A 17,445-nucleotide genomic window follows, 5' to 3' on the forward strand; every position below is an offset into this window, starting at 1 on the left:
GCGTGTCACTTTCCCATGAGGGAACCTCTGACCTGTATCTGATGAGCCCAGATGGCAAGAACCTTCGCCGACTGGTTACGAGCAAGGCCATAGAGATATCGCCTTCCTGGTCACCAACCGGCCGGCAGCTGGCGTTCGTCTCAGACCGCACCGGTTCTCCCCAGGTGTACATCGTGAATGTTGATGGTACTGACCTGAGACGGCTCACATTTGAGGGCAGTTACAATACCTCACCCGCCTGGTCACCCAAAGGCGACATGATAGCATTCGTCCAGCGCCAGGCCGACGGCTCGAATCAGATCTGTGTCACGAACATCACCGGCGACACCTATCTCCGCCTGACTTCACGGGGCAACAACGAAGACCCGTCGTGGTCGCCAGATGGTCTGCATATCGCCTTTGCCTCGACCCGAACTGGCACCACCGAGATATTCACCATGGACTGGAACGGCGCCAACCAGACCCAGATTACGCACGTCGGTGGCGCATTCTCGCCAGCCTGGTCACCACGACTGCGCTGACCGCCCAGAGCATCCCGGGTCATCTACGCTCTTTGTTCCACGTGCTGTCTTGACTGGTAGAGTTCCACAACTAGAATGAGGTCGTGCCCCTTTTCTCCCAGGAGGCAACTTGAAAATTACTAGAACGCGTCGAATGACTGCTGATACATGGCATGACCAGGCTTCCCTCATGGCCGTGGGTCTCTGGGTTGCATTTACCGCCACCGGCTTTGCGATGTTCGAGCAGAACTGGTCCACGGTCAGAGCTGACGGCATGGCCGGTGCATTTGTGGCAGTCGCCGACGACGTCAGCGCCGCGCTGTTGAATCCGGCCGGGTTGCACCAGGTAAGTTCCCGCCAGTTTGCGGGCTCGTACAAGTTGCTGTACGGCGGTGCAGGCGTGAACCTGCACTCGGGGTCCGCAGTGTTCTCAATGCCGGTCGCACGCCTCGGCACGATGAGCATCGGTCTGAGCGAAACCGGTCTCGCTCAGCACTCTGAGCGGACCATGCGCTTTAGCCATGGGCTTGCGCTGGCTGAGGGACTGGCATTCGGGTACGGCGTTTCCGGATACAATCTGTATCAGAAAAACATCGGGTCCGGGTTCGGTTTCGGACTGGACCTCGGAATGCTCGCCCGGGTTTACCGGGTCTGGACTGTAGGATTCTCGGCTCGCAACATCAACATGCCGAGGATTGGACTAGGAGTCGAGGGAGAGCTGCCCAGAGCCCTCGCGTTTGGCATTGGCTACTCGCCATCCCCAGGCATCCATTCGGCACTTGACCTTGAAAAGGAACCGTCCAAGGGTACGAGAATACGTGTCGGCCAGGAATTCAGGGTTGTGCGGGACCATCTCGTACTTCGATGCGGCGTCGTGACTCAGCCGGTAAGCTTTACGTTCGGGCTGCGGGCCGGGGTCAGGTTCGCAAGCCTGGACTATGCGGTCGGCACTCATCCAGAGCTAGGTCTAACCCACAACGTGGGCATCGCGCTTGAGTTCTAACGCCGCGATGACGAGTAACCACAGACCGCGCAGGTCGCCCCCCCGCCGGAATGAACGAATTGCAAAGCGGACAGACGACGCGGACCGGCGAACAGACACCACGGGAGCGAACTACCAAGAGCTTCAGGGAACACGAGCTGGAAAGACCGCTCAGCTGCTAGAAAGACTTGTCGCCCTGCTCTTGCTTGGACAGTTGTCCTCAGCCACAACGAGTTTCTCCATACCGACCGACCAGTTGGACATCAATCGAGCATCCCGGACCGAGATAATGAGACTACCGATTGACTCGACAATTGCCGAACGCATCTGGGAGCTGCGCCAGAATGTTGGTAGGTTATCGAGCATCTATGACCTCATGCAGGTCAGGGGCATGAACTCGGTCCTCTTGGAGCAGTTGAAGCCACTGATTTATGTCTCACTGCCACCGGAAGAAGAAGGCCGTTTACGGCTTGTCCACCGGCTTCAGCGGGAACTGGCGTCAGAAGAGGGGCCAACTTCAGCCGCGGTCGAGGACTGGCAGGATATGCTTCTGACGCCGCTCAACATCAACCGTGCCACGGTGGATGACCTGCTGGTTCTGCAGAACGTTTCACTGGTAGATGCGGTCGCTGTACGAAAATATCTTGAGTCTGGCCAGACGTTTGCTGAAAGGCGGGACTTGGCAAACCGCGTCGTCGGTCTTTCGAGTTATGGGTATCGAAATATCAGGGACTTCGTTACTTACCAGGACCTTCCGCCTTTTGGTTTCGGCGGCAACTACCGGGTGAGTTTCGAAACCGACCCGAATTGGGAACTTGTTACCAAACCAGCAGAGTTTAGCCAAGCACTGGCTGTGCTGACCGAAGACTCGGTCGCATTCCGCGAGGCCGGGTTCACACCGACCGAGCTGGACCGCATCCGGACCCAGCTTGAGACCGAGCAGGCGTATGCGGCTGGGTTACTCAATACCTCAAGTGTGCGCAACCGACTTAGGGTCAGGGTCGGCGACCACGTCCGGGCCGGCGGATGGCTTCTACGCAAGCTGTATCAACCGGGCTCAACACATGGACTGAAATTATTCGCCAATGCAACCCGGATCGGTCCTTTGAAGAAGCTGTTTATCGGCGACTACCGGGTTACAATTGCTCAAGGCCTGCTTCTGGACAACAACGCGGAACTTGCAGTCCGCAACTACAACCGCGCCCAGGGTATTTTCTCCGACCTATCTGAAAACCAGGGATTCGGATTCCGGGGCGGCGCCGCGGAGCTGATGCTTGGCCGACTCGGGTTTCTCGGGTTTGGCTCGAGTTCTGCACGAGATGCGATTCTGAATCCGGACGGGACGGTAAACTACTACATCGTTACCACTCCCCGCTACCCGACGTTCAAGAACGTCCTGGGAGAAAAGGATGTGGGCGGCAGTGTGCGGCTCGACCTGTCCAACCTCCTGTGGGCCCCAACCGGCACAAGGCTCGGCTTCAATGCCCTGGCTATCGAGTACGACAAAGCCATGAACCCGGACCCGAAGTTCCTCGACGTGCCAGGCGATGCCGAAGTTCTGGATGACCCGAACTACACGCGGCTGTTCCGTGGCAGCAGGCGACTCTTCTACGGTGTCGATGCGAGGACAGCGTTCGAGAACGTGTCGCTTGAAGGCGAATTGGCGTTGCAACCTCACATTGCGACGACGTACCTGCCGACAGACAGCATGGCCAAGGCGTACCTCGTGAAGGCACGAGTGCAGTACGACTATCTGTACGTCAACGCGCTCTACCGTCACTACGACTTGGGATATGACAATCCGTACAACCGGGGCTACTGTGAACAGTTGCGGTTCGAGGATACCCCTTTGGAGAGGTCCTACAGACTCATCGACCCGGCCTACGCTGCGCTGCAGAACTTCCCGATTCCGAAAGCCGAGCAAGGGTTCCTGCTCGACATGCGCTACCAGGTGTCACGGCAGATAACATTTACTCGGGCGTATGTGGACATCTGGCGTAACCTGGCCTGGGGCGTTGACAACTATCGGTTCCAGGGCGAGGTCGAATGGCGGCCGGTTTTTCCGGTCCGGTTGCGGTTGAAGCAGAAACTCCAGAGCAAGGGTTTGCCAAAGCCGGCGCTCTCCACCCGCTCGTTCACTTCAGAGACAAGCATCCGGACCATGGCAAGCCTGACTGACTGGGACTTCTTGACCGGCGAGGTACGTGAGGGCCGAGTCTACTTGACCCCGAGCATGGAGTACACCGACCAGGCAAGCATGTCGGGCAACTTCCTTGCTGTGCAGTGGGACCACAACTTCTCTGATGACTTCAACGCTGAGCTAGGCATTGCGACCTGGCTCACCCGAAACATGTCGCAGTGGATATTTGAAGACACAGGCATTGATTTCCTCGAAGGCGACGGACTCAAGTGGTATCTTGCACTCTCAGACCGGATATCAAAGAACATGCTCTTGTACTTCAAGGTACGGCACAAGGTAACTTGGTTTCCGCACACCGGACTGGGTAACAGTCGAGGCATCCATTACCCTGGCGGTTCCGAGACGGTGCGGGATTTCGTGAGCAGTGACGACGGCTTCGCCGTCAGTCTGCAACTGGACCTCTTCTGGTAGGAAGGACGGTAAAGAATGAATGCTTCTCAGCCGCCAAGAACGAGTAGCCGGTCCTGGCTGACCGTTTTGCAGGCTGTAGCCGCCAGTCTGCAGAAACCGTCAACCTTTGGCCGTCCGCCGTCGGTCTCTTTCCACTGGCAGGCAGGCTTGAACCTATTCCTCCTAGTCGGTATATCGCTTGCCCAAGTCCCACTGCAGAACTACTGGGGCGAACACGTCCACTGGCGCAACGCCCAGGACTTGGCGTTTGCCGGTGTGTTGGTCTTTTCACCCGGACCCGCGAAGGTGTTTGACAGTCCTGGTCAGCTTGGCTTTGTCCGCAATACGGCAGTTCAACTCAGCTATGGGCTTTCCTGGGACGTGGAGCAACGAACCAGAGTTGTCTACGACCAGTTTGAAAATGCGGTCGGCGAAGCGGTGTTCGCGGACAATACCAGCGCTGCCGGACTTCCTGGCCCATTCTCATGTGTGTACCCGGTTAGGACCGGTTTTTCGCTCGCAGCCGGTTTCTCGCCGGTGCTGAACTTTCAATACCGGTATCGCAAAGAGTACCGAGACGACTTCTACATGCCTATTGGCGAAGACCGGATCGAACAGACCGGGATTGTATTCCAGGCTGAGGCCGGCGCCGGTTATCGGCCACTTGCCTGGCTGGGCCTCGGCGTGAGTGGTGGGTATCTTTTCGGCACAAGAGACCTGAAGTCGTGGAGAATCGTAACTCCGGACACGAGCTACGAACACGAAGCTGGCAAACCGTCGGGCATCGCTTACTCGAGCAGCGTTGTGGCTCGACCCAGTGAGGTGCTAGCCGTGGAGATAGGTTACAGCGGGCCAATCGAGCTCACTAGCTGGTCAACAGACACGTCAAACACGACCGTGGTCGCAAAACTTCCCTGGCGCGCTCGACTAAACTTGTCCTACCGGGCACCGGGCACATTGCCGAGCCAGGCAAGTATTGAGGTCGAATACAATGCATGGCACGCAACGGACACAACCCGCTCCAACGTGCTCTCGGTACAAGCTGGGGTGGAACACAAGATGCTCAACTTTGTAAGCCTGCGCTACGGAGCCGGCGTCGAGCCGTCGTCGTTCGACCCGACGGTCCAGCTTGTCAGAGTCGGTGCCGGCATCGGTCTGGACGCAGGATTTTGTCTGATAGACATCGGCGCGATGTTTGGCCGCGAGGTCATCAGTCCAAGACTGTTGCGCGGACCAGCTATGTCAGTGGACCAAAAGGTGTATTCGACCGGAGCGGTCGTGGGTTTGACTCTATCGAGGGGATTCTAGGTGCACAGGGGCAAGCTTCCAGCCTCAAGCTCGATGCTTCGTAGCACACTGCTAGCGCTTGGACTTGGACTTGGACTTTCTTTGGCCGGTGTACAGCACCTCTATATCGTTCACACGAACGACATCCACGGTGCGCTTCTCCCCGGCACAGCATTTTGGCTAAACCCTGACTTTCCCCCACCTCTGGCCAATGCGCCCGGTGCGCTTGTGCTCATCCGAGAACTACGCGAGGAAGCAGTTCGGAAGGGCTATGGCTTCCTCTTACTCGATGCTGGCGACGTCTTCAAAGGTACGCCGCTAGGCGACTTCACACGGGGACAGGCAGTCATTGACTATTTCAACCGGGCCGGTTACGACGCAATCTCAGTCGGAAACCACGACTTCGACCTTGGTTGGTGGACTCTCAAGGAACTCGTTGACAGCTCAAGGATGCCCTGGGTCTGCTCAAACCTCAAGGTAGCCGGCACTGACACGCCACCGGGCTTCTTGAAATCCCAGTTGGTGTTCGATCGCGGAGGAATAAGAATCGGCCTCTTCAGCCTTATCACCAAGTACCTGCGTGGTATGGTTACGGACAGTATGATTGGCGACCTTGATGTCCGCCCGTACGAAGAGGACACTCGTCGCGCGTTGGCCGACCTGCGTCAGGCTGGAGCCGACATTATCATCGGCCTAACTCATATCGGTGAGCGACACGACCGACGGTTGGCCGATTCTATCTACGGTATCGATGTCATTATCGGTGGGCACAGCCACTCCGGCATCCAGCCTGCTTATGAAGCGCCGGCCAGTCATACGATAATGCAGCAAGCATACTCCCGTGGTTCGGCAGTCGGCTTACTGGACATTTCAATTGACACCGGGACAAGGAAAATTGTCGGATACCGTGGCCAGTTGATAAATACTTACGGCGAGGCGGTCCCCAAGGACCTCGCGTACCTTGCGCACCTGGAGTCGCTGAATGCCCGGGCCGAGAAAGGCTTTGACGGAGTCATCGGCCGGTCCGTGCGTGAACTGACCCGAGCTGGCATGGTCGAGTGTCCGGCCGGTAACCTTATCGCCGATGCGATGCGAGAATACGCACACGCTGACATAGCAGTACACAACTCGGCCGGAATCCGGACCAATTTCCCAGAGGGCGACATAACCTACCGACACGTGTACAACGTTGACGCGTTTGGCAACACACTCGTAACCGGGACCTACACTGGTACTCAGATTAAGGAGATGCTTGAGGTGTCGGTGAACGGACACCACGCAATTTTCCAGGTCTCAGGTCTCAGGATGACCTACACCAAGAGAAAGCCGATTGGTTCCCGGGTACTCTCCGTGACAATTGCCGGCCAGCCACTTAGACTGGATAAGACCTACCTTGTGGCGACCAACTCTTATTTGGCCGCTGGAAGCGGCGAATACGGCGTGTTTGCAGCAGGCGAGAACGTCGAGGATACCTACCTTCCACTGCGGGACGTAATTGCGGCCTACATCAGAATGCACTCACCGGTTGATGCCCGGGTCGAGGGCCGCATCGTTCTTATTGACAAGTAAGCCCTGGTCGCTATGTGGCCGATTCGCCCGGTCGACGAGGCTGCGGTCAGACAGCTGATGGACAGAGCCAACGTCTCTCATGTGGCAGCACGGCTACTCTACTTGCGAGGCGTGCGGGACCGGGATGCGTGCCGACGCTGGCTTACTCCGGAATTCAGTGACTTCCACCCCCCAGCCGAACTGCCTGACTTCCGTACCGCAGCCGACCGGATCGAACAAGCGATTAGGAACCGCGAGGGAATCTTGATCTGGGGTCATGATGACTTGGACGGAATCACCGCCGTCGCAGTGCTGGTCATGGTACTTTCCGGACTCCGGGCGCGGGTCGAGTACCACATTCCAGCCAAAGGCAGCCGTCGCCACGGTCTTGACGCATCGGTCGCGGCCAGATACGGGGACCAGGGCTTCGGGCTGGTTGTTACCGTCGATTGCGGGATTACTAACCGCGACGCGGTGGCCGAACTCGGAAAGCATGGTATGCACGTCGTCATAACCGACCATCATGAGGTACTCGATTTCATGCCTGATGCGGTCGCCAACGTGGATCCCAAGCGGCCGGACTCATCATATCCCTACCGAGGACTGGCTGGAGTCGGTGTTGCGCTGAAGCTTGCAATGGGACTGGTCAGCGAAATCCTTGACTTGTCCTGCCCGGAGTTCTTCTCTGTCCTACCAGATGCGGTCGGGCTTGCAGTACTCGGCACCATTGCTGACCGGGCACCACTGACTGGCGAGAACCGGACTCTTGTCAAACTCGGCATGAGCCGACTTGAGAATACCAGCCTGCCAGCAGTCAGACTGGTGCTTGACCACGTACAGCGGACCGGTCGGTTGACTCCGGCCACGGTCGTAGCCGAACTGCTGCCGCTGTTTGCCTCGGCCGAAGGCAATGAAGGAGTCCGCAACATACTTGACCACGACCCGGGACAGGCTGCTGACTGGCTTAACCAACTGAGCCAGCGGGCAGTCGAATGGCGGTCCGAAGCACTGCGGTCCCTTGAACTGGCCGAGAAGCGAGTGCAAGTTGGAGACGGCATTGTCCTCGTTCGCGACCGGGAACTCAGCACCAGAACGCTCGGCTACTGCGCGACCAGACTCAAGGAGCGTTACCGGCTGCCGGCGATCGTCATGGGATGGCGCGGCGATGCGTGGGTCGGTGAGTGTCGCAGCGTTGAAGGCATAAACCTCATCGACCTGCTTCAGGCACACAGCCGCTACTTTATTGACTACGGTGGTCACAAGGCCGCGGCGGGTTTCTCAGTTCCGGACGAGCACGTTGCCGAGTTCGCTGCCAGTGCCGAGGCATACGCGCACGAGTATTTTGCCGGCCGGCTTCCGGTTGAGCAGGGTACTGTCGCCGATGCACGCCTGCCTTTGGCTGAATTCGACCCAACTCTGCGGCTTCTCGCTCCGTTCGGAGACGGCAACCCGGCACCGCTGTTTGTGTCTGAGCCTGTTGTAGTCAAACCCTTTGGTTCTGGTTTGGTTGCCTCTACCCGGCAGGATCTGATCCTAAAGTCGGCATGCCCGGACTTGGTGCCCGACTTGGGCCAGGTCACATTGCTCTACACTATTGACGACTCCGGCGAACCGGTCATTCTCAACTTCAGACCAGCCAGTGCTTCTTCGTTGGTTAGTCATGCCTGAGAAGACGGTATTTGTATCGCGTAAGCGCTCTCGGGGCCGACATGCCTGGGTGTTTTCAAACGAAGTCCAACGCACCGAAGGCGACCCTGGACTGGGCGATGTCGTCAGGGTGTACGATCGGCAGAAATTTCTCGGCTCGGGCATCTACAATCCCAATTCGCTTATCCGCATCAGACTTTACTCGGACGAGGACGAAGACCTGGACCTGCCGTTTCTCAAAAAACGGCTCCGAGCTGCTTGGCAGTACCGGCTCACGCAACTGCCAGGTGAGACCGACTTCAGACTGGTGTACGGTGAAAGTGATGGAGTCCCAGGCCTGGTCGTGGACAAATACGGCCAGCACTTCGTACTTCAGACCTACGCCGCAGGTATGGACCAGCGCAAGGAGATCGCAGTACAAGCGCTAGTCGAGACGTTCGAGGTTCATTCGGTATATGAGAAGAATGACTTCCGTCTGCGCGAGGCCGAGGGGCTGGAACGAAGAGAAGGGCTCCTCTACGGCCAGCCCGAAGAACGCGTCGTCATAAAGGAGAACGGTGCGAAGTTCTACGTTGACTTCACGCACGGCCAGAAGACCGGCTACTACTATGACCAGCGCGTCACTCGGCGTAAAGTCCGGGAACTGGCGCGAGGCCGAAGATTCCTAGATGTCTTCTGCTACACTGGCGGGTTTGCGGTCAATGCCGCTCTGGGCGGAGCGCGAGAGGTCGTGGCAGTGGACGGCTCGGTCCCGGCCGCCAATCTCGCTGCAGCCAACGCCGAACTCAACGGTGTCAGCGACCGATGCCGGTTCGTGGTGGCCGAAGCATTTACCTACCTCGCCGAACTCGGGCAAAAAGGCGAACGCTTCGACTTGGTCTGCCTTGACCCGCCCGCGTTCATCAAATCCCAGAAGGAGAAGGAACGGGGCATAAAAGGTTTCAGGACTATCAACACACTGGCAATGAAACTGCTATCCCCTGGCGGAATACTAGTCACCTGTTCATGCTCGCACTACTTGTTTTGGCAGGATATGTTCGACATGCTCGCCCTAGCCGCACAGGACTCAGGCCGCGGCTTCGTAGTCATGGACCGCGTAACCCAGGGCCCGGACCACCCGGTGCTGCTGGCCATGCGCGAATCCGAGTACCTGCGCTGCTTTATACTCAGGGTATCCTGATCCGTCTGCAATGGCGTGCGGGCGCATTGCCTATCACGTACTTCGCGGACTAGGCGAGCACAACCCGCGGCGCCGGAGAAAAACGTCAATAGGTTGTCCTAGACCCTAGCTGTCGGACACCCCGGGTCATACTGAGAGCGGCTGGCGATGATGTCGGACATGGAGTAAATTCCGGGGCGGGCCGAGGCCGCAAACCTGATTGCAAGCATGACACCAGCCGCAAATGCATCGCGGCTCGCAACTCGGTGTGTCAGCTCCAGTCTCTCACCCAGGCCCGCAAATAGAACCGTGTGCTCCCCGACCACGTCTCCTGCCCGAATCGAGTGGATCGTAATCTCACCACTACCACCGCGCGTATCGCTCAACACTCGAGCCAGTTGCCCGGCCGTGCCAGACGGAGCATCGCGCTTATACCGATGATGTGTTTCGATGATCTCAATGTCAAAGTTCGGTCCAAGCAGCCGGGCCGCGTCGGCCGCCAAGCGGTACAAGATGTTGACTCCCAAGGAGAAATTCGCCGCATACACGACCGGAATCCTCTCGCCCGCCCGGTGCAGTCCGGCCATAACTTGGTCCGTCAAGCCGGTAACGCCACAGACGTATGCCTTGCCGGCTCGTTCGCACATCCCGACCCGCTCGTCTAAGCCCTCGGCCAGCGCAAAGTCCGCAAGTACGTCTGTTTCCCTGAATGTCGGATCGAGGTTCGGCTCGAGGCGACATTCACCAATCTGCCTGCCGAGCTCAGGGTGACCGGCCCGTTCTACCGTCGCCACTAGCTTCATGTCGGGCTGGGACAGAATCAGCCGACACACAACGCTTCCCATTCGACCAGCAGCTCCGACTACGCCAACGCGAATCACAGCTCGACTCTATACTTGAGACCGGAGTCGCCGAACCTTGGCAACAACCCGTACGCCCGGAGCGCTCTCTCAACGACCTGCCGGCCTTGCCGGCTCAAAGGCGTCAGCGGCAATCGAGGACTACCGGCTGGGTACCCGAGCATGTCCATTGCGGCCTTGATTGGAATCGGATTTGTTTCAACGAACACCGCCTTGATCAGCGGATAAAGACGCTGATGTAGCCGCAGTGCCGCCCCAGTTTCGCCGTTACGGAAATGCTTCACCAGCGCAGCAACGTCTTGTGGTACAATGTTGGACACAACGGAGACTACTCCCTTCCCGCCGACCGAGAGAATCGGCAGCGTCAGCGAATCGTCGCCAGACAGTACCGCGATGCGTTCAGCGCACCGACTTACTATTTCCGTTGACTGGTCCAGTATTCCTGACGCCTCTTTTACGGCAACGACTTGCGGGCAGTCTTTGGCCAGCCGCTCGACTGTCTCAGGTAGGATGTTTGACGCGGTCCGTCCCGGTATGTTGTAGACCACGACCGGTAGATCCACTTCTTCGGCAATCGTTCGGAAGTGGTAGTACAACCCCTCCTGGGTTGGCTTGACGTAATAGGGTGCAACCACCAGCGCCGCATCCGCACCAAGCCGCCTTGCCCGTCTCACCTGCTCGACCGACTTGCTAGTACTGTTCGTCCCGGCGCCAACTAGAACCGGGACCCGACCGCTTACCTCGGCGACAACTGTAACCACCGCTCGCTCCCATTCGTTTACAGAAAGGGACGCCGCCTCGCCGGTGGAGCCACCGACAAGCAGACCGTCGGCCTGATTGGCAAGCTGGAATCGAACATTGGTCCGAAGTCCGGCAATGTCCAGCCGTCCCTTGCGGAACGGAGTAACTAAGGCGGTGATGCAGCCCGATAACATAACTTCTCCCGGTTCACGATGCCTGGCGTAACGCTTCATCTCCACCGGGCGTTCCGCGCCATGAATCAGGTCTCTCGCTCGTGGAACTCCGCGCTTCGTCTTCGCCGAGGCCCGCCGGTGCTTCCGAGGTCGTACCGGATTCCAGTCGTTGGACACCCGACGCTGTCTTGCGCTCTTTCTCGGTTACAGCCGGGCTCTGAGTCGGACTGATGCCAAGCAGCCGGTCAATCTCATCGCCCGAAAGACTCTCTTTCTCAAGTAATGCTTGCGCCAACGCATCAAGTTTATCACGATTGGCCGATGCGATCTTGTAGGCCCGCTCCTGCTCACTTTCAACAAACCTGCGTACTTCACTGTCAATGAGCCGGGCGGTCTCTTCTGAAAATGTCTGTCGCACGCCGAGTTCTCGACCGAGGAATATTGTGTCGTCCTGACGGCCGAACGTCAGGGGGCCAACCTTCGGGCTCATACCCCATTCGCACACCATCTTGTGGGCAAGGGTCGTCGCCTTATCAATATCGTCGTGCGAGCCGGTAGACACATCGCCGAATACCAGAAGTTCCGCGGCCCGGCCACCAAGCATGATTGCCAGCTGGTCGACGCAGAATGCACGTGAGTAGATACGTTTGTCATCTAGTGGGAGTTGCTGCGTAACACCAAGTGCGCGGCCGCGCGGGACAATCGTGACCTTGTGAATCGGATCGGTGCCCGGAATCATCCGGGAAACGAGGGCATGACCGGCCTCGTGGTATGCAATCCAGCGCTTCTCCTTGTCGCTTATTAGCAAGCTGCGCCGCTCAACGCCCATCAGCACCTTATCCTTGGAGTCTTCAAAGTCCTGCATCGTCACCGCAGCCCGGCCTCTCCGTGCAGCAAGCAGGGCAGCCTCGTTCACCATGTTGGCAAGGTCTGCGCCTGAGAACCCTGGCGTACCGCGGGCCAGGACCTTGATATCCACGTCGGCGGCCATGGTAATCTTGCGCGTGTGGACACGTAGGATGCCTTCCCGGCCAACCACATCGGGCGAATCAACCACAATCTGCCGGTCGAATCGGCCCGGCCGCAGAAGTGCCCGGTCCAAGATATCCGGCCGGTTGGTGGCGGCCATGATGATGACGCCGTCCTGGGTCTCAAACCCGTCCATTTCCACCAACAACTGGTTTAGAGTTTGTTCCCGCTCATCGTGTCCACCACCGAGTCCGGCTCCCCGCTGCCGGCCAACCGCATCAATCTCGTCAATAAAGATGATACACGGCGCATTCTTCTTACCCTGTTCGAAAAGGTCCCGCACCCGAGCCGCACCGACACCCACGAACATTTCGACAAAGTCTGACCCGGATATTGAAAGGAACGGCACACCCGCTTCACCCGCCACGGCCTTGGCCAGCAGCGTCTTTCCTGTCCCCGTTGGCCCAACCAAAAGTACACCCTTGGGAATCCGGCCACCAAGACGCTGAAACTTGTGAGGCGCCTTGAGGAACTCGATGACCTCGTAAAGCTCTTCCTTGGCTTCTTCTACTCCGGCCACGTCGTTGAACGTCACCTTGGGCCGGTCCGAAGTCATGGGGCGGGCGCGCGACTTGCCGAATGTGAAAGCCCGGTCCTGACCCGAAGACATCCGACGCATGAAAAGTACCCAGACGCCGATAACAAGAATCCAGGGCAGAACGCTCATGAGTATCGTACCCAACTGAGACGGTGCTCGTGCGGTTACCTTCACGCCAGCTGCAAGCAACCTCGACACCAGCTCCGGGTCATCCGGCGCATAGGTCCTGAACTCGACGTAGCGCACACTACCCCTTGGCGTCGTCAACTCAGCCTCCTGTCTGAGTCGGCCGGTAAGCTCTCTGTCAACGATTGTCACCTCGGCCACATTGCCGGCTTCAAGCTCCCGGATGAAGTCGGTATAGTCCACACTCTGACGTCCCCGGCTCCGCGCAACAAAGAAGTTCCACGCCGCCCAGGCCGCGAGAAAAACTGTCAGCCAGACGATTATCGGCGTAAAGAACCGTCGGCGCTGCGACTTTTCAGCCATGAACGGAAACAGGTCGGCCGGACCCCACGACCGTCACTACAGTCTCGCACCCGGCGCCCGCAGAAGAACTCCCGGAGTCCGAGACAACTCCGCAGGCTCTGTCTTGAGCCAAGACAGCCCGTAAGTCCAAGGGCAGAGCAGCCGACTGTCTGCACGATACGCCGGTCGGCCGCCGGGGAGTTACGCTGCGCCGGATTAGCCGGACAAAGCGGTTCAGTTTTAGCGTAGCATCTGGTCCGGGCGCCAGGAATTCAACTGCCCTACTGAGATTGACCGAATCGAGCCCAGGCAGAAGCTGTCTTGCCATTCTACGTCTCAAACATATATCATACAGTCTGAATGCTGCACAGTCAACGCAGACCCGGCCCCTCCTGACTGTCGCCACGTGGTTCAGCGCCTCTCGGGCAAGCCCGTCGAGAAAGCTATCCTCCTCGGATAGAAGCTCAGCCGTCCTACGAGCGCTCACGGCGGCCCTTGGGTTTACCGCCTTCAGTGCCGGCACCGCAGTGAGCCGCACGAGATTGCGTCTGAAGTGCGCATTCTGATTCGACTCATCCTCAACCCAAGTCAAGCCGCGAGCACGCAGGTATGCGACAATCTCAGTACGCTCGATGTCGATCAGAGGCCGGATGAAGATACCTCGTCTCACCGGAACACCTGCGAGCCCGGTCAGACCGGCGCCACGTGCAAGATTCAGAAGCATCGTCTCTAGGTTATCGTCAGCGGTATGGCCCAGGGCAACAAGACTACACCCCCGCTTTCGCGCAATCCCCACCATGTGCCGGTAACGCAACTCGCGGCCTGCTTCTTCTATGCCCAGTCGATGTCGGCGAGCGTACCCGACAACGTCTGCCCGTACAACAACGAGTGGTACCGAACCAAACAAATCTCGAACGAACATCTCGTCACGATACGCAGTCGGCCGTAGTCGGTGGTTCATATGGAAGCCGACCAGCTCAATCCCTCGGCCAGGTGCCACCGACCGTAGAAGATCAAACAGACATACCGAATCCGCGCCGCCTGAAACCGCAACCAACACCTTGGCGCCTTGCGGCAGCATCTCAGCTCTGTCGACTGTTTCAACGAATCGCCCGAGCACGGAAATGTGCTGCTTCCTACCCATTGGCCAACACCTTGGTGATAACCGCTAACGCAAAGTCAAGCTCAGTTGGGCCTGCGACGAGCGGTGCCGACACTGCCACGGTGCAGTCCCCCATCCTTCCGAGGATAAGACCCGACGCCCGGCACTGCTGGACGAATCTTGCTGCGCGGCCCGGATCGTCAAATCTCAAGCCAAGCACAAGCCCGGTGCCCACTACGCGACACCCGTGGCATTGCTGAGCTACCTCCGATAGCAAGCCGGCTAGACGGCCTGCTAGCATCCGCCCAGCATCAAGCAGCCCGGCTTCGAGCAGTGTGATGTACTTAAGTGCGGCCAGGCATGCGGCCGGACTTCCGCCTGAACCCGGCTTCGGCCAATGTAGCGTGGACCGGCCAGTTACGCAGGCACCGAAAGGCACGCCAGCTGCCGCGCCCCGCCCTAGGACATACATGTCAGGTCTTATCCCCGCATGCTCAATCCCAAGCATCCTGCCAGTTATTCCAGGCGCAAGAAAGGTCTCGTCGTCGATTAGGAGCGCCCCGGACTGTCGACAAAGTTCAGCCGCGTACCCAGCCCGTTCATCAAGTGGGTGGACAACCACGGCGGCAGCATCCAATCCCAATTCCGGCTGCGGCGAATCAACTTCGGTTAGGTACACCACGTTCTTCCTGCCGGTTTGCCGGCAGGCGAGCGCGACCGCGCGGGCCATCGCTTCGCGCCCCGAATCGCAGAGCACAACCCTGCGGTTCATGCCGCCGGGCACAATTTCGGCCAGCTTCCGCTGAAGCTCAACCCGCTCTGGCCATTCAAGACCAGCCTGTACCTCAAATTGCCCAACAGTGTCCATTACGTCTGGGTGATTGTACCCCAGCGGCATGACTCCGCCGCAACTGAAGTCGAGGAACCGCGTTCCTTCCAAATCCTGTACCCAGACACCTTCAGCCCTGCACACCCAGACCGGATCGGCACGACCCAACGAATCTGGCGGACTGTAGGCCGCAGTATGTGAACCGCTCAACTCAAGAGGCCCAGTCGGACCGTGACGGCTCAAGAGCAAGCGCAGCTCTTGGCGGCTCCGCCTTGGAGTGGGCACGTTGTCCATTGACACTCAGCATAAGAGCCATTAATCAGATGTCAACGTCACTACCTCCGGGTCTCACCGGCTCACCTCACCCGTAATACTTCTTCCCGGTTGACAGTTCACGTAACCGGCTTGCCTGTCATCTGATAGACTTCCCCCGACTCTTATCCGAGCTTGCAAACCCCAGCGCCTCCGTCTTCGTCTGTCTTTCGCATCCCGGCAGAACATTCAGAGGTTCAAACGGCAATATGAACCAGAAGAGCCAGCAGGCAGCTTCAGCCCCCATGACCAGATTGTTAGGCAATAGAATGACCGGCATGGCACGGACCCATCGCGAACGGCAAGAATATGCTGAAAACTGAAGATCGACACAGGAGCCGGGACACAACAAGGGGGTTACGGGGGAACCTAGTGAATCAGTCCCCGCCCAAGCCAGATTCCGAGTCCTCTCCTAAGAGGAGCAACCAGGATGGTGTCTGAACCGCGAACGAGATGTAGTCCCAGTGACTGTTTCAACACCCTGACTAGCAGAGACTTAACAAGGCTCACAATGCGTTCTTTCAGCCGCCGTCTGAGCGAGTGTGCGAAGCTGGCCCTAATTCGTCTGCTCACCCAGAGGCTTAGACTGCACCTAATATAAACTGTCAGACACCGACTGAGTTCTGGGCTCTGCCGGATTCTGAGTGTTGAAATCAGTCAGAAGTCTGACAGCTAGACCCTAGAACTGGTCTAAGTCAACTCGGGCTTGTTGTCTCGGCTCCTTCTTCGGAAACAGACGGAGGTGGTACCGGGTTTGTTATGACAACAAGAGCGGCAAACACGTTGCCTTCACGGCCCTTGAGCGTCGATATGCAAACCGCCGAAAACGGCAGGGCTGGCAGGACCTCGCATTCTTCACGGCCCACGGCACCGGACAACGCTTTTTCCAATGGCTCAACGAGCCCGGCAAGTAGCGGAAATTCGCCCAGCGGCCGGCCGAGCGCGTCCGCAGCTGAACAGCCAAGCAGAGGCTCAACCGCGGCATTGGCAAACACAATCCTCGGGCTCCGGTCGAAGACGAGCACGCCCTCGGCGATATTCGCGCACAGAATCCGAAATCGGCGTTCGAGGTACTGGATGCGGTCCTGTTTTTGACGGTCGAACTCCTGAAGCCGGTCCATGGCACGGTTGAACTGACGTCCAAGTTCGGCGAGTTCATCTTGGCTACCTGCACTCACTCTGACCTCAAGCCCACCCTCCTGGGTCCGGCGGATTGCATTAGTGATCTGCCGAATCGGCGTAACCGCGCGCCGTGGTAGAGTCGTCATGAGCCAAGCGAGAACGATGACTGCCAACAGGAGTGCGGTAACGACGTTGCGTTCACCGCGGCGTGCCAAGCGCTGCGCCTGAGACTGATGCTCTGACAATCTGCTGCGGCCAATAGTGGTTAGCGAGTCAGCCTGAATGGAGATTTGCTGCTGAATAAGCGCGGCACGCTCAGCAAGAAGCGGCCGACTAAGACTATCAGACGCAAACATCGCAGCGTAGGTCCGCGTCAGACTGGCAATTGTGCCGAACCGCGCTTCCTGGTCCGGAGCCAGTTCGCGCCCCTGTTCGCACAGCTCGATGATTTGAGCCATAATTGCATCATGCTCGGCTCTGGCTACGGAGTCGCGATAAACGATCCGACGTTCCTCTGCTCGGCGGGCTGCAAGAAAGGCAAGGGAAATCCGGTCACCG

13 protein-coding genes are annotated in these 17,445 nt (G+C 58.3%); 7 read left to right on the forward strand and 6 right to left on the reverse strand.

All coding sequences use genetic code 11. From position 1 onward, the window contains the following. The 7 genes from ABIL25_07345 to ABIL25_07375 form a co-directional block, all read left to right on the forward strand. A partial coding sequence (locus ABIL25_07345; GenBank protein ID MEO0082089.1) for a Tol-Pal system beta propeller repeat protein TolB occupies positions 1–521 on the forward strand: 521 nt, incomplete at its 5' end. Between the two features lie 109 nt (positions 522–630). After that, positions 631–1,503 (forward strand): hypothetical protein, encoded by an 873-nt coding sequence (locus tag ABIL25_07350; GenBank protein MEO0082090.1) that lies wholly within the window; start codon positions 631–633, stop codon positions 1,501–1,503. 193 nt (positions 1,504–1,696) lie between these two features. After that, on the forward strand, positions 1,697–4,093 hold the full coding sequence (locus tag ABIL25_07355; GenBank protein MEO0082091.1) for a helix-hairpin-helix domain-containing protein: 2,397 nt from the start codon (positions 1,697–1,699) through the stop codon (positions 4,091–4,093). Positions 4,094–4,240: 147 nt separating this feature from the next. Further along, positions 4,241–5,380: a hypothetical protein gene (locus ABIL25_07360; protein MEO0082092.1), complete on the forward strand. Its 1,140-nt coding sequence runs from the start codon at positions 4,241–4,243 to the stop codon at positions 5,378–5,380. Further along, positions 5,381–6,928 carry a bifunctional UDP-sugar hydrolase/5'-nucleotidase gene (locus tag ABIL25_07365; protein MEO0082093.1) on the forward strand — a complete coding sequence of 516 codons (1,548 nt, stop codon included), beginning with the start codon at positions 5,381–5,383 and terminating at the stop codon, positions 6,926–6,928. Positions 6,929–7,009: 81 nt separating this feature from the next. Next, positions 7,010–8,575 carry a DHH family phosphoesterase gene (locus ABIL25_07370; protein ID MEO0082094.1) on the forward strand — a complete coding sequence of 522 codons (1,566 nt, stop codon included), beginning with the start codon at positions 7,010–7,012 and terminating at the stop codon, positions 8,573–8,575. Further along, positions 8,568–9,734, forward strand: coding sequence for a class I SAM-dependent rRNA methyltransferase (locus ABIL25_07375; protein ID MEO0082095.1), 1,167 nt, complete (start codon positions 8,568–8,570; stop codon positions 9,732–9,734). Before ABIL25_07370 ends, ABIL25_07375 begins: the two co-directional genes overlap by 8 nt. Positions 9,735–9,832: 98 nt before the next feature. Here the strand turns inward: ABIL25_07375 and dapB are convergent, their stop codons facing one another. The 6 genes from dapB to ABIL25_07405 all read right to left on the reverse strand — a co-directional run. Then, positions 9,833–10,594 (reverse strand): 4-hydroxy-tetrahydrodipicolinate reductase, encoded by a 762-nt coding sequence (gene dapB / locus ABIL25_07380; protein MEO0082096.1) that lies wholly within the window; start codon positions 10,592–10,594, stop codon positions 9,833–9,835. Further along, positions 10,591–11,508 carry a 4-hydroxy-tetrahydrodipicolinate synthase gene (gene dapA, locus ABIL25_07385; GenBank protein MEO0082097.1) on the reverse strand — a complete coding sequence of 306 codons (918 nt, stop codon included), beginning with the start codon at positions 11,506–11,508 and terminating at the stop codon, positions 10,591–10,593. The genes dapB and dapA overlap by 4 nt, the downstream gene beginning before the upstream one ends. A gap of 13 nt (positions 11,509–11,521) precedes the next feature. Beyond that, positions 11,522–13,543 (reverse strand): ATP-dependent zinc metalloprotease FtsH, encoded by a 2,022-nt coding sequence (ftsH, locus tag ABIL25_07390; GenBank protein ID MEO0082098.1) that lies wholly within the window; start codon positions 13,541–13,543, stop codon positions 11,522–11,524. Next, positions 13,536–14,666: a tRNA lysidine(34) synthetase TilS gene (gene tilS / locus ABIL25_07395; GenBank protein ID MEO0082099.1), complete on the reverse strand. Its 1,131-nt coding sequence runs from the start codon at positions 14,664–14,666 to the stop codon at positions 13,536–13,538. Before tilS ends, ftsH begins: the two co-directional genes overlap by 8 nt. Further along, the gene (locus ABIL25_07400; protein ID MEO0082100.1) at positions 14,659–15,663 is read right to left on the reverse strand and encodes an aminotransferase class III-fold pyridoxal phosphate-dependent enzyme; all 1,005 of its coding nucleotides are present in this window, start codon (positions 15,661–15,663) and stop codon (positions 14,659–14,661) included. The genes tilS and ABIL25_07400 overlap by 8 nt, the downstream gene beginning before the upstream one ends. A gap of 797 nt (positions 15,664–16,460) precedes the next feature. After that, positions 16,461–17,445: HAMP domain-containing protein (locus ABIL25_07405; GenBank protein MEO0082101.1), on the reverse strand; the 985-nt coding region annotated here is incomplete at its 5' end.

Source organism: candidate division WOR-3 bacterium (assembly GCA_039801365.1).
Lineage (GTDB): Bacteria > Hydrothermota > Tepidihabitantia > Tepidihabitantales > Tepidihabitantaceae > JBDRUN01.